The following is a 13,880-nucleotide window of genomic DNA, read 5'->3' as shown; positions in this document are numbered from 1 at the left end:
TGGTTCCGCAATCGTGACCCACGCCACATCCGCCCGCATGATCAGGGTGGAGGACGAGGAGGACCGATGACCACCTGGGAGACGACGAACCGCCGGAGCCGGACGCTCGGCGTCGGGATCGTGGTGACGCTCGTGCTGGCGATGCTCGCCGGCTGCGGCGTGACCCGGGCCGCCGACGACGACCCGGCCAACCGCCGGCTGCGGATGATGATCCCCAACAGCCCCGGCGGCGGGTACGACCTGACCGGTCGGGCCGCGGTGCGCGCGATGGAGGAGAACGAGCTCACGGGCCGCTTCGAGGTCACGAACGTCATCGGTGCCGGCGGCACGGTCGCGATGCAGCGGCTCATGAACGAGCGCGGCGCCGACGACCTCATGATGACGATGGGCCTGGGCGTCGTCGGATCGGTCTTCACGAACGGCTCGAAAGCCACGGTCGACAAGGCGACGCCCATCGCGCAGCTCGTCTCCGAGCCCGAGGGGATCCTCGTCCCGGCCGACTCCGAGTTCACGTCCGTCCAGGACCTCGTCGACGCTTGGAAGGACGATCCGGGGAGCGTGACGATCGGCGGCGGATCGTCGCCGGGCGGTCCGGACCACCTCTTCCCGATGCAGCTCGCGCAGGAGTTGGGGATCGACCCGACGGACGTCAACTACATCACCTACGACGGCGGCGGACCCCTCACGACGGCACTGCTCGGCTCCAAGATCGAGGTCGGCATGTCGGGCCTGGGGGAGTTCGAGGGGCAGATCGAGGACGGCTCGCTGCGCGTCCTCGCGGTCTCCGGCGAGGAGCGCCTCGACACGGTGGACGCGCCGACTCTCAAGGAGGAGGGCATCGACTTCAGCTTCATCAACTGGCGCGGCGTGCTCGCCCCGCCGGGAGTCTCCGACGCGACGCGGGACGAGTACATCGAGCTGGTCAAGCAGATGCACGACACGCCCGAGTGGCAGGAGGCCCTGGAGCGCAACGGCTGGACGGACGACTTCATCACCGGCGACGAGTTCGGCGAGTTCTTGCAGGAGCAGAACGACCGCGTCGCCTCGACCCTCGAGGAGCTGGGACTGGCATGAGCACCCCGGACACCACACCACAGCGCACGGTGGACACCGCCCAGTACGGGCTGGCCGCCTTCGTCGCCTTCGTCGGCGTCGTCGTGCTGGTCGACGCGCTGGGCCTCGACCCGGGCTTCGCCGACCAACCGGTCCAGCCCTACGCGTTCTCCTACGCCATCGGATCGGTCCTGCTCGTCCTGGGCGTCCTGCTCGCGGTGGCGACGTGGCGCGGTGACGTCGCCGAGCAGGAGGAGGGCGAGGACGTCGACCTGAGCGGGGGTCAGGACTGGACGACCCTCCTGCAGCTGATCGCCGTGATCGTGGTCGTAATCGCCCTGATCGGGTGGCTCGGCTGGGCGATCATGGGCGCCTTCCTGTTCGCGGCCTCGGCCCGGATCCTGGGCAGCCGACGGCTCCTGCTCGACCTCGGCGTGGGCATCGCGATGTCCCTGCTGACCTGGTACGGCTTCTACGTCGGCCTGGGGATCCCGATTCCCGCCGGCATCCTGGACGGAGTGCTCTGATGGATCTGCTCATGGAGGGCTTCGCGAACGCGCTGACCCCGGAGAACCTCATGTACGCCGTGATCGGCGTGCTGCTGGGCACGGCCGTCGGTGTGCTGCCGGGCATCGGCCCGGCCATGACGGTCGCGCTGCTGCTGCCGATCACGTACAACATCGAGCCGGCCGGCGCGCTCATCATGTTCGCCGGGATCTACTACGGCGGCATGTACGGCGGCTCGACGACCTCGATCCTGCTGAACACACCGGGCGAGTCGTCGTCGGTCGTCACGGCGCTCGAGGGCAACAAGATGGCGAAGGCGGGCCGCGCGGCCCAGGCCCTCGCGACGGCGGCGATCGGGTCCTTCGTGGCCGGCACGATCGGGTCGATCCTGCTCGTCCTGCTGATGCCGAACATCGCCGACATCGTGGTCCAGCTCGGCGCGCCCTCGTACTTCGCGATCATGCTGTTCGCCCTGTTCACGGTGACGGCGGTGCTGGGCTCGTCGAAGGTGCGCGGGTTCACGTCGCTCTTCCTCGGGCTCACGCTCGCGCTGGTCGGTTCGCAGACGGGTCAGGCGCGGCTCACGTTCGGCCGCCCCGAGCTGGCCGACGGCATCGACGTCGTGGTCGTCGCCGTCGCGATCTTCGCGATCGGCGAGGCGCTGTGGGTCGCGTCCCACCTGCGCCGCCGGCCGCTCGAGATCATCCCGGTCGGACAGCCGTGGATGAGCAAGGTCGACTGGGGTCGCTCGTGGAAGCCGTGGCTGCGCGGCACGGCGTTCGGGTTCCCCTTCGGTGCCCTGCCGGCCGGCGGCGCGGAGGTCCCGACCTTCCTGTCGTACATCACCGAGCGCCGCCTCACGAAGCATCCCGAGGAGTTCGGCAAGGGCGCGATCGAGGGCGTCGCCGGGCCCGAGGCCGCGAACAACGCCTCGGCCGCGGGCACGCTCGTTCCGCTGCTCGCGATCGGCCTGCCGACCACGGCGACGGCCGCGGTCATGCTGCTGGCGATCCAGAGCTATGGCATCCAGCCCGGACCCCAGCTCATGGACACCGAGCCCGAGCTCGTGTGGGCCCTGCTCGCGAGCCTGTTCATCGCGAACACGCTGCTGCTCGTGCTGAACCTGCCGATGGCGCCGGTGTGGGCGAAGCTGCTGCGCATCCCGCGGCCCTACCTCTACGCCGGCATCCTGTTCTTCGCCGCACTGGGCGCCTACAGCGTCAACTTCCAGGCGTTCGACCTGGCGCTGCTGCTCGTGATCGGCCTGCTCGGCTTCGCGATGCGCCGGTTCGGGCTGCCGGTGCTGCCGCTCATCATCGGCGTGATCCTCGGGCCGCGGCTGGAGGAGCAGCTGACCACCGCGCTGGCCATCTCGCAGGGCGACGTGAGCACGCTGTGGAGCGAGCCCGTCGCCGTGCTGGTCTACGTCCTGATGGCGGTCATCGCCGTGATCATGGCGGTGGTGGCGTGGCGCCGCCGCGGCCACGGCACCGACGAGATCGACCGCGTGCTCGACCGGGCCGCGGCGACCGACTCCGACGACATCTGAGAGGACGACGACATGACGATCGTGGTGGCCTACAGCCCTGACCGGTACGGACGGGCCGCGCTGGCCCACGGCGCCGCCGAGGCGACCCTGCGCGGCGAGCACCTGCTCGTCGTCAACGACACCCGCGGGGACGCCCTCGTGGACACGCGGTTCGCGCACGAGGAGGAGATCGCGCAGGTGCGCTCGCGGCTGGCGACCCTGGGGCTCGATGCCGAGGTGCGCCAGGACGTGGTACGCGACGTCGCCGAAGGGGTCGTGGCGGCCGCGACCCAGACGGCGGCGAGCCTCATCGTCGTCGGGGTCCGACACCGGAGCCCGGTGGGCAAGGCGCTGCTGGGCAGCGTCGCCCAGCGGGTCATCCTCGACGCGCCGTGCCCGGTCCTGGCGGTCAAGCCCGACGAGGAGTCGGACGGGATCTGACCCTGGGTCAGTCCTTTGACTCGGCGGCGGCCTCGGCCTCGGGGATCGCGCACACGCCGTCGACGCAGACCGCCGTGGTCTCGTCGCCGACGAGCTCGAACGGGCCCGTCACGACGCCGCCCCCGCCTCGGCGACGGCCCGGTCGAGGACCTGGCGGAAGACCTCGGGCGACTGGGCTCCGGAGACGCCGAGCCGACCGTCGAAGACGAAGAACGGCACGCCGCCGATCCCGTACGCGCGGGCCTGGGCGATGTCCGCCTCGACGGCCTCGGCGAACTCGCCGGACTCGAGCGCGGTGCGCAGTGCGTCGGCGTCGAGCCCGACCTCGGCGGCCAGCTCGACCAGGTCGTCGATCCGGCCCAGGTGGCGACCCTGCTCGAAGTAGGCCGAGAGCAGTCGCTCCTTGAGCTCCGACTGGCGTCCGTGCGCCTTCGCGAAGTGCAGCGCCTGGTGCGCGAGCAACGTCTTGGTGTGGCGCAACGCGCCGAAGTCGTACGACAGACCCTCGTCGGCCGCCAGCTGGGTCATCTGCGCCAGCATCTGCTCGACCTGCGCCTGCGGCATGCCCTTGTGGTGGGCGAGGAAGTCGACCTCGCTGCCCTCGAAGTCGACCGGGGTGTCCGGCGCGAGCTCGAAGCTGTGGTACTCGATCTCGACGTCGCCGTCCCACTGCGCCAGGGCGCTCTCGAGCCGGCGCTTGCCGATGAAGCACCAGGGGCACGCGATGTCGGACCAGATGTCGACCTTGACGGGGCCGGGAGTTGCAGCGTTCACGCTGGGTGCCAACGCTCCGGCCGTCCGGCCCATTCCCGCGCCCTCCCCGCGATACGCTCGAGGCATGACCATCGCCGTCGCTTACCGCCCGGACGACTACGGACGGGCGGCGGTCCGCTGGGCCGCGGCCGAGGCCGAGGCGAACGGCGAACGCCTCGTGCTCATCACCGTCAGTGAGACCGACCCCGAGTTCGACGAGCCGCAGGAGATCGATCTCTCGGAGTTCACCGAGCAGTTCGACCTCAAGGGCCTGTCCTACGAGGTCCGCACCGCGGCCTCGCTCTCGGTCTCGGACGTCGTGATCGACGAGGCGGTCGCCGCCGGGGCGGAGCGGCTCGTGATCGGCATCCGCAAGCGCACGCCCGTCGGCAAGATGCTCATGGGCCGGGTCACCCAGATGATCCTGCTGGACGCCCCGATGCCCGTCATCGCCGTCAAGCCCTGACGGTCACGCGGGCGCGGTGCGATCGCGCAACGCCCCGATGGCCGCGAGCGTGTTCGTGACGCCGTCGAGGGCCCACACGGCGCACAGGATCCAGCTCAGCGCCGGCACGCTGACGACTCCCGGCAGCAGCATGACGACGGCGATCACCAGCTCAGCGATGCCGAACGCCAGCCACCACGCCGGGTGGCGCATGAAGAACCGGCGCAGACGCGCGTAGGGACCCTTGCCGGGGAGCTCGCCGGCCATCGCGTCCTTGACCAGCTCACGTCGTCGCGGCCGCCGCACCTCGGTGGCGGCGCCACGGTCGGCCTCGGGATCGACCGCCCAGCGCGCCGCGATGTCGGGTCCCTGCAGCAGTCCGGCCGCGAACACGAGCAGCGTGGAGGGATCGTCGACGGCGTCGTCGAACGCCGCGGCCGTGCGCTCGTCCGGACCGCTGTCGGGCCGCTCCTGCAGGACGACGTATCGCGGGCCGAGGTCGCTCGTGTCGTGCGTCCCGTCGACGGGCTCGACCGGGACGGGACGGACCAGGCGCCAGCTCTCGATGCGCCCGTCGGCCGTGCGCGTGACGGCGACCTCGCGGTGCTCGCCGGCCGCGTGCATGACGATCAGCGGCCGGCGCTCGCGCGACAGCTCGGTGCTGGAGAAGGCGCCACTCTGGCGGCCGGACACCTCCACGAGGAGCCATCCGTTGACGACGAGGCTGCGCGTCCCACCCAACGACGAGGCGAACACGGCGTCCAGCATCGCGTCGAGCGAGCGGCACGCCACGATCGTCCGATCGGTCACGGGCCCGATGACGTCCGCGACCTCCTCGGGCGTCGGCGTCTCGTGGATGTGGCCCTCGGGATCGATGAGGACCTCGCCGTCGAACGTCACCCGCGCCCCGACGCGCCGCGCGAGGTGCTGGCCGACGCGGAACCACTCGGGCCCCGGCAACAGGCTGCCGTCCTCCTGCGTCGCCAGGCGCAGCTGCGGGTCGAGGAGCACGCGGGCGACGACGGTCTCGGGTCGACCCTCGCGCGCTCCGGCGACGGTGCCCGCGACGACGCGGTACTCCGCGAGGCCGGCCCGGACGGCGGCCATCGCCGCGTCGAGGTCACCCTCGACCGGGCGTACGACGATCTCGGTCCTGGTCCACGTGGTAGCGGTCACGGTCGAGATCGTAGGGGTCCGCCGCCGGAGGCTAGTCTCGTGGCGGACGAAAGGACTCCCGTGACCCATGTGATCGATGACCTGCAGGCGCGCGGCCTGATCGCGCACTCCACCGACCTCGACGCCCTGCGCGCCGAGATCGACGAGGGGCCGATCACGTACTACGTGGGCTTCGACCCGACGGCGCCCAGCCTGCACGTCGGCAACCTCTTGCAGATCCTCACCGCCAGACGGCTCCAGCTGGCCGGCCACCGGCCGCTGCTGCTGGTGGGCGGCTCGACGGGCCTGATCGGCGACCCGAAGGAATCGGGGGAGCGGGTCATGAACTCCAAGGAGACCGTCGCGGAGTGGGTCGACCGGATCCGGGAGCAGGTGTCGCGCTTCGTCGACTTCGGCGGCGACAACGGAGCCGTCCTGGTCAACAACCTCGACTGGACGCAACCGCTCTCGACGATCGACTTCCTGCGCGACATCGGCAAGCACTTCCCGGTCAACCGGATGCTCGCGCGCGACGTCGTGGCGAGCCGGCTCGAGTCCGGCATCAGCTTCACCGAGTTCAGCTACGTGCTCCTGCAGTCGATGGACTACCTGGAGCTGCACCGCCGGTACGGGTGCGTCCTGCAGACCGGTGGCAGCGACCAGTGGGGCAACCTCACCGGGGGAGTCGAGCTGATCCGCCGCTCGGAGGGCAGGAAGGTCCATGCGGTCGCGACGCCCCTCATCACGAAGGCCGACGGCACGAAGTTCGGCAAGACCGAGTCCGGCACGATCTGGCTCGACCCCGACCTGATGAGTCCCTACGCGTTCTACCAATCGTGGATCCAGGCCGAGGACAGCAAGGTCGGGGAGTACCTCCGGCAGTTCACGTTCCTGCCGGTCGACGAGATCGACGCGCTCATGGCCGAGCACGACGAACGACCCGGGGCCCGAGCCGCGCAGCGCCGGCTCGCCGCCGAGCTGACGACCCTCGTGCACGGGGAGGCAGAGACAGCCGCGGCCGTGCTGGCCTCCGGTGCCCTCTTCGGCCGAGGCGACCTGGCCGAGCTCCCGGAGTCCACGCTGGGCGCCGCCCTGAGGGAGGCAGGGGCCGTCGACGTGGCGTCCGGGACCTCCCTCGTCGATGCCCTGATCGCCTCCGGACTGGCCGACTCCAAGTCGGCCGCACGCCGGGCGATCGCCGACGGGGGTGCGTACGTCAACAACGAGCGTGTCGATGACCCCGAACTCGTGCTCGGTCCAGAACACGTGCTGAGCGGGGCCTGGACGGTGCTTCGTCGCGGAAAGCGCTCGGTATCGGGCGTGCGCGTCGTCTGATTTCCCTGCAATTCCAGTGATCGGGGTGGGTGTGACTCAGGACACGCCCACCCCGATTTGCATTGTCCCGAAACGTCTGTGTAATGTTCTTCTTGTTGCACCGAACGGCGCAGCGAAGCGGGAAAGCCTGAACCGAAACGGTCAACGCCAGGAGCTCTACGGAGGTCCGGAAACTGGCCGCGGACAACGGCAGGCACATCGTGACCGACCCGGATTTGACCCGGTGAAAACGGCGATGTAAGTTAGACGAGTTGCCCTGAGGGCCGAACCGGGAACGGTGAAGCCTGAGGTGTGCGTCTGATCCTTGAGAACTCAACAGTGTGCCAAAAGTCGACGAATTAATTTAGTTACCCCGGCGGCAAACGAAGGATGAAGGGCTTCGGCCTGGAATCGCGCGGAGCCGCAGGGACAATTCCGACAATTGACTGTCAGCAGTCAGTTCGTCAGGAATCAACTCAAGTTGTTGACCGGAGCTGCGGCTTCGGGAAATTTTCAACGGAGAGTTTGATCCTGGCTCAGGACGAACGCTGGCGGCGTGCTTAACACATGCAAGTCGAGCGGTAAGGCTCCTTCGGGAGTACACGAGCGGCGAACGGGTGAGTAACACGTGAGCAACCTACCCCTTTCATCGGAATAACCAGTGGAAACGCTGGCTAATGCCGAATACGACCACCGAAGGCATCTTCTGGTGGTGGAAAGCTCCGGCGGAGAGGGATGGGCTCGCGGCCTATCAGCTAGTTGGTGAGGTAACGGCTCACCAAGGCGACGACGGGTAGCCGGCCTGAGAGGGTGACCGGCCACACTGGGACTGAGACACGGCCCAGACTCCTACGGGAGGCAGCAGTGGGGAATATTGGACAATGGGCGAAAGCCTGATCCAGCAACGCCGCGTGAGGGATGACGGCCTTCGGGTTGTAAACCTCTTTCAGTAGGGACGAAGCGAAAGTGACGGTACCTACAGAAGAAGGACCGGCCAACTACGTGCCAGCAGCCGCGGTAATACGTAGGGTCCGAGCGTTGTCCGGAATTATTGGGCGTAAAGGGCTCGTAGGCGGTTTGTCGCGTCGGGAGTGAAAACTCAGGGCTCAACCCTGAGCGTGCTTCCGATACGGGCAAACTAGAGGTATGCAGGGGAGAATGGAATTCCTGGTGTAGCGGTGGAATGCGCAGATATCAGGAGGAACACCGGTGGCGAAGGCGGTTCTCTGGGCATTACCTGACGCTGAGGAGCGAAAGCATGGGGAGCGAACAGGATTAGATACCCTGGTAGTCCATGCCGTAAACGTTGGGCGCTAGGTGTGGGGACCTTCCACGGTCTCCGTGCCGCAGCTAACGCATTAAGCGCCCCGCCTGGGGAGTACGGCCGCAAGGCTAAAACTCAAAGGAATTGACGGGGGCCCGCACAAGCGGCGGAGCATGCTGATTAATTCGATGCAACGCGAAGAACCTTACCTGGGTTTGACATATACCGGAAAGCTGCAGAGATGTAGCCCCCCTTGTGGTCGGTATACAGGTGGTGCATGGCTGTCGTCAGCTCGTGTCGTGAGATGTTGGGTTAAGTCCCGCAACGAGCGCAACCCTCGTCCTATGTTGCCAGCACGTAATGGTGGGGACTCATAGGAGACTGCCGGGGTCAACTCGGAGGAAGGTGGGGATGACGTCAAGTCTTCATGCCCCTTATGTCCAGGGCTTCAAGCATGCTACAATGGCCGGTACAAAGGGCTGCGAAACCGCAAGGTGGAGCGAATCCCAAAAAGCCGGTCTCAGTTCGGATTGGGGTCTGCAACTCGACCCCATGAAGTCGGAGTCGCTAGTAATCGCAGATCAGCAACGCTGCGGTGAATACGTTCCCGGGCCTTGTACACACCGCCCGTCACGTCATGAAAGTCGGCAACACCCGAAGCCAGTGGCCCAACCGTTTACGGAGGGAGCTGTCGAAGGTGGGGCTGGCGATTGGGACGAAGTCGTAACAAGGTAGCCGTACCGGAAGGTGCGGCTGGATCACCTCCTTTCTAAGGAGCATCTGGCTTCCTCGAGAAGTCCAGGCGGATCGTTCGTCAACACACGTTTGACGCGGTCCAGCTCACTAGTGGACGTCGACTATTTGGCTTGTCGCCGACGGAACATCGTCAGTACTGCTCTTCGGAGCGTGGAACCTCGATGTGAAGCAGCGACAACTCAGGCACACTGTTGGGTCCTGAGGGATCAGCACTAGATGTTGAACCCTCGGACCGTACACCCCCTCGAACCACTCGATCCTCGGATCGAGCAGGCGTGGAACCGAGTACGGGACCGATCGTATTTTGAGAACTTCACAGTGGACGCGAGCATCTTTGTAGTAACAACAAGCTACTAAGTGCACATGGTGGATGCCTTGGCATCGAGAGCCGATGAAGGACGTTGGAGTCTGCGAAAAGCCCCGGGGAGGTGACAACCGACCTGTGATCCGGGGATGTCCGAATGGGGAAACCCACCTGGAGGAAAGTCCAGGTACCTGCGCCTGAACACATAGGGCGTTTGGAGGGAACGTGGGGAAGTGAAACATCTCAGTACCCACAGGAAGAGAAAACAACCGTGATTCCGGAAGTAGTGGCGAGCGAAACCGGATCCAGGCTAAACCTTGGGTGTGTGATAGCCGGCAGGCGTTGCATCCAAGGGGTCGTGGGACCGCACAGACTGTTCTGCCGAGCAGTCAAAGAGTCATAAACCATGAGTGAAGGTGAAGCCGACTGGAAAGTCGCGACACAGAGGGTGAGATCCCCGTAACCGTAAGCTCATGGCTCTTGTGCGTCATCCCGAGTAACACCGAACCCCTGAAATTCGGTGTGAATCTGGCGGGACCACCCGCTAAGCCTAAATACTCCTCGATGACCGATAGCGGACAAGTACCGTGAGGGAAAGGTGAAAAGTACCCCGGGAGGGGAGTGAAATAGTACCTGAAACCATGTGCATACAATCCGTTGGAGCAGATCTTCGGATCTGTGACAGCGTGCCTTTTGAAGAATGAGCCTGCGAGTTAGCGTTCAGTAGCAAGGTTAAGGCGAGAGCCGTAGCCGTAGCGAAAGCGAGTCCGAATAGGGCGCTTGAGTTGCTGGATCTAGACCCGAAGCGGAGTGATCTATCCATGGCCAGGTTGAAGCGCGGGTAAGACCGCGTGGAGGACCGAACCCACCTAGGTTAAAAACTGGGGGGATGAGCTGTGGATAGGGGTGAAAGGCCAATCAAACTCCGTGATAGCTGGTTCTCCCCGAAATGCATTTAGGTGCAGCGTTGCGTGTTTCTTGCCGGAGGTAGAGCACTGGATGGGCTAGGGGGCCTACAAGCTTACTGAACTCAGCCAAACTCCGAATGCCGGTAAGTGAGAGCGCAGCAGTGAGACTGCGGGGGATAAGCTCCGTAGTCGAGAGGGAAACAGCCCAGACCATCAGCTAAGGTCCCAAAGCGATTGCTAAGTGGAAAAGGATGTGGAGTCGCAGAGACAACCAGGAGGTTGGCTTAGAAGCAGCCACCCTTGAAAGAGTGCGTAATAGCTCACTGGTCAAGTAATTCCGCGCCGACAATTTAGCGGGGCTCAAGCAATCCACCGAAGCTATGGGATTCACACATGAGGTAGGCCTTCGTGGTCCAGCCGTGTGGATCGGTAGGGGAGCGTCGTGTCGCGAGCGAAGCGGCGGGGTAACCCAGCCGTGGATGCGACACGAGTGAGAATGCAGGCATGAGTAGCGAATGAAGAGTGAGAAACTCTTCCACCGAATGACCAAGGGTTCCAGGGTCAAGCTAATCTTCCCTGGGTAAGTCGGGACCTAAGGCGAGGCCGACAGGCGTAGTCGATGGACAACGGGTTGATATTCCCGTACCGGCGTTGAATCGCCCATGCTGAATCCAGTGATGCTAAGTGCCCGAAACCGGCCTCCAGATCCTTCGGGATCATTGGCCGGCAGAGCGCACGACCCGATCTGGTAGTAGGCAAGCAATGGTGTGACGCAGGAAGGTAGCTCATCCGTGGCGATGGTAGTCCACGGGTAAGGTCGTAGGGCGAGTGATAGGCAAATCCGTCACTCTTATGCCTGAGAGCCGATGCCACCCACTTAGTGGAGTGTGAGTGATCCTATGCTGCCGAGAAAAGCATCTAGCGAGATTCAGAGCCGCCCGTACCCCAAACCGACTCAGGTGGTCAAGTAGAGAATACTAAGGTGATCGAGAGAATCATGGTTAAGGAACTCGGCAAAATGCCCCCGTAACTTCGGGAGAAGGGGGGCCGGATGCGTTATGGGACTTGCTCCCAGAAGCGTTGAAGGCCGCAGAGACCAGGCCCAAGCGACTGTTTACTAAAAACACAGGTCCGTGCTAAGTCGAAAGACGCCGTATACGGACTGACTCCTGCCCGGTGCTGGAAGGTTAAGGGGACGTGTCAGCGCAAGCGAAGCACAGAACTTAAGCCCCAGTAAACGGCGGTGGTAACTATAACCATCCTAAGGTAGCGAAATTCCTTGTCGGGTAAGTTCCGACCTGCACGAATGGAGTAACGACTTGGGCGCTGTCTCAACCATGAACTCGGCGAAATTGCACTACGAGTAAAGATGCTCGTTACGCGCGGCAGGACGGAAAGACCCCGGGACCTTTACTATAGTTTGGTATTGGTGTTTGGTTCAGTTTGTGTAGGATAGGTGGGAGACTGTGAAGCTTGGACGCCAGTTCAGGTGGAGTCAACGTTGAAATACCACTCTGACTGTACTAGATATCTAACCTAGGTCCATTATCTGGATCAGGGACAGTGCCTGATGGGTAGTTTAACTGGGGCGGTTGCCTCCTAAAATGTAACGGAGGCGCTCAAAGGTTCCCTCAGCCTGGTTGGCAATCAGGTTTCGAGTGTAAGTGCACAAGGGAGCTTGACTGTGAGAGTGACAGCTCGAGCAGGGACGAAAGTCGGAACTAGTGATCCGGCGCTGGCATGTGGAAGCGGCGTCGCTCAACGGATAAAAGGTACCCCGGGGATAACAGGCTGATCTTCCCCAAGAGTCCATATCGACGGGATGGTTTGGCACCTCGATGTCGGCTCGTCGCATCCTGGGGCCGTAGCAGGTCCCAAGGGTTGGGCTGTTCGCCCATTAAAGCGGCACGCGAGCTGGGTTTAGAACGTCGTGAGACAGTTCGGTCCCTATCCGCCGCGCGCGTAGGAAACTTGAGAAAGGCTGCCCCTAGTACGAGAGGACCGGGGTGGACGAACCTCTGGTGTGCCAGTTGTTCTGCCAAGAGCACGGCTGGTTGGCTACGTTCGGAAGTGATAACCGCTGAAAGCATCTAAGCGGGAAGCACGTTTCAAGATGAGGTTTCCCACTGGTTTAACCAGGTAAGGCCCCCAGCAGACCACTGGGTTGATAGGCCGGAAGTAGAAGTGTGGCAACACATGGAGCTGACCGGTACTAATAGGCCGAGGGCTTGTTTCTTACAAAGATCCACCGCGTCCACTGTGAGGTTCCCGAGATATGATCGGGAGCCAGGTTGAAAGACCAAGGTTTTAGTTGATATCTCTATAGAGTTTCGGCGACCATGGCGAAGGGGAAATACCCGGTTACATTCCGAACCCGGAAGTCAAGCCCTTCAGCGCCGATGGTACTGCACTGGAGACGGTGTGGGAGAGTAGGACGTCGCCGGACAATCATTAGCGCGAGGCCGCTCCTTCGGGAGCGGCCTTGCTGCATTTCACCTGCAGATGCAGGAAGGATCGACCCATGGCAGAACAGCGCAAGCCCAATCCTCAGGGCCGTGGCGGCAAGCCGCGCGGCAACAGCGGCGGAAGCCGAGATGGCGGGCGGGGTGGTCCGCAGCGCTCTGGCCCGGGTGGTCAATCAGGTCGCTCCCGCGGTGGCAGCGCCCCGCGGCCCGGCGGCCGGCCGCCTCGTCGCGACCAGACGCCGGAACGCTCCGAGGCCCAGAGGGTCTACGACGGTCCGCCGATTCCTGATGACGTGAGCTCGAAGGACCTCGACAAGTTCGCGCGCCAGGAACTGCAGGGCCTTCCCGAGAAGCTCGCCGACAAGGTCGCGCGGCATCTCGTGATGGCAGGCATCCTGCTGCACGAGGATCCGGAGCTGGCGCACAAGCATGCCCTGGCGGCGCGGGCCCGCGCGATGCGCGTCGGTCTCGTGCGCGAGGCGACGGGCGAGACGGCCTACGCCTGTGGCAACTGGTCCGAAGCCCTCAGTGAGTTCCGTGCGGCCAAGCGCATGACCGGCCGACAGATCTATGCACCGATGATGGCCGACGCGGAGCGCGCTCTGAAGCGCCCCGAGAAGGCGCTCGAGTTCGACACTCCGGCCATTCGCTCCGAATTGGACGAGGCCGGAAACGTCGAGCTCTCGATCGTCGTCGCCGGTGCACGTCGCGACATGGGCCAGATCGACGCCGCCCTGCAGGTGCTGGAGTCTGAGCCGCTCAACACCAAGGGTCGCGCCGACTGGGTCACCCGCCTGCGCTATGCGTACGCGGACACGCTCGCGGTCGCCGGCCGACGTGAGGAGGCCATCCAGTGGTTCCATCGCGTCGCCGGAACCGATGGCAACGGCGTCACCGACGTCGAGGACCGTCTCGCCGAACTCGAGGGCTGAGCCCCGGCGTCCACAGGCAGGTCTGAGCAGGGCCACTCGTCCACACGGTGCCCGC

At 64.6% G+C, this 13,880-nt stretch carries 9 protein-coding genes and 3 rRNA genes; 10 read left to right on the top strand and 2 right to left on the bottom strand.

Going from position 1 to position 13,880, the window contains the following annotated elements:
- Window positions 1-66 precede the first annotated feature (66 nt).
- From ACT26F_RS07555 to ACT26F_RS07540, 4 genes are read left to right on the top strand one after another with little or no spacing between them, the layout of a single operon-like run.
- The gene (locus ACT26F_RS07555; protein WP_471669897.1) at window positions 67-1,074 is read left to right on the top strand and encodes a Bug family tripartite tricarboxylate transporter substrate binding protein; all 1,008 of its coding nucleotides are present in this window, start codon (window positions 67-69) and stop codon (window positions 1,072-1,074) included.
- Window positions 1,071-1,580 carry a tripartite tricarboxylate transporter TctB family protein gene (locus ACT26F_RS07550; RefSeq protein ID WP_471669896.1) on the top strand — a complete coding sequence of 170 codons (510 nt, stop codon included), beginning with the start codon at window positions 1,071-1,073 and terminating at the stop codon, window positions 1,578-1,580. The genes ACT26F_RS07555 and ACT26F_RS07550 overlap by 4 nt, the downstream gene beginning before the upstream one ends.
- A complete protein-coding gene (locus ACT26F_RS07545) occupies window positions 1,580-3,109 on the top strand; it encodes a tripartite tricarboxylate transporter permease (protein ID WP_471669895.1) in 1,530 nt (509 codons plus the stop codon). Before ACT26F_RS07550 ends, ACT26F_RS07545 begins: the two co-directional genes overlap by 1 nt.
- Window positions 3,110-3,121: 12 nt before the next feature.
- Window positions 3,122-3,529 carry a universal stress protein gene (locus ACT26F_RS07540; protein ID WP_471669894.1) on the top strand — a complete coding sequence of 136 codons (408 nt, stop codon included), beginning with the start codon at window positions 3,122-3,124 and terminating at the stop codon, window positions 3,527-3,529.
- 108 nt (window positions 3,530-3,637) lie between these two features.
- On the opposite strand, the gene ACT26F_RS07535 is transcribed toward ACT26F_RS07540, so the two are convergent.
- Window positions 3,638-4,303 (bottom strand): DsbA family oxidoreductase, encoded by a 666-nt coding sequence (locus ACT26F_RS07535; RefSeq protein WP_471669893.1) that lies wholly within the window; start codon window positions 4,301-4,303, stop codon window positions 3,638-3,640.
- A gap of 64 nt (window positions 4,304-4,367) precedes the next feature.
- Here ACT26F_RS07535 and ACT26F_RS07530 point away from each other — a divergent pair, with 64 nt between their 5' ends.
- Window positions 4,368-4,748, top strand: coding sequence for a universal stress protein (locus tag ACT26F_RS07530; protein ID WP_471669892.1), 381 nt, complete (start codon window positions 4,368-4,370; stop codon window positions 4,746-4,748).
- Window positions 4,749-4,751: 3 nt separating this feature from the next.
- On the opposite strand, the gene ACT26F_RS07525 is transcribed toward ACT26F_RS07530, so the two are convergent.
- On the bottom strand, window positions 4,752-5,903 hold the full coding sequence (locus ACT26F_RS07525) for a hypothetical protein (protein WP_471669891.1): 1,152 nt from the start codon (window positions 5,901-5,903) through the stop codon (window positions 4,752-4,754).
- 39 nt (window positions 5,904-5,942) lie between these two features.
- On the opposite strand from ACT26F_RS07525, the gene tyrS reads away from it, so the two are divergent.
- The 5 genes from tyrS to ACT26F_RS07500 all read left to right on the top strand — a co-directional run bounded on the left by tyrS (window position 5,943) and on the right by ACT26F_RS07500 (window position 13,825).
- Window positions 5,943-7,217 carry a tyrosine--tRNA ligase gene (gene tyrS / locus ACT26F_RS07520; protein ID WP_471669890.1) on the top strand — a complete coding sequence of 425 codons (1,275 nt, stop codon included), beginning with the start codon at window positions 5,943-5,945 and terminating at the stop codon, window positions 7,215-7,217.
- 492 nt (window positions 7,218-7,709) lie between these two features.
- Window positions 7,710-9,229 (top strand): 16S ribosomal RNA (locus ACT26F_RS07515).
- Window positions 9,230-9,559: 330 nt separating this feature from the next.
- Window positions 9,560-12,664, top strand: a 23S ribosomal RNA gene (locus ACT26F_RS07510).
- 93 nt (window positions 12,665-12,757) lie between these two features.
- Window positions 12,758-12,874 (top strand): 5S ribosomal RNA (rrf, locus tag ACT26F_RS07505).
- Together the 16S, 23S and 5S rRNA genes form the textbook arrangement of a ribosomal RNA operon.
- A gap of 312 nt (window positions 12,875-13,186) precedes the next feature.
- Window positions 13,187-13,825 (top strand): hypothetical protein, encoded by a 639-nt coding sequence (locus tag ACT26F_RS07500; RefSeq protein WP_471669889.1) that lies wholly within the window; start codon window positions 13,187-13,189, stop codon window positions 13,823-13,825.
- Window positions 13,826-13,880: the final 55 nt, after the last annotated feature.

Source organism: Aeromicrobium sp. SP1 (assembly GCF_055663785.1).
Note: the sequence above shows the minus strand (reverse complement) of the source record. Positions and strands in the feature narration are given on the sequence as shown.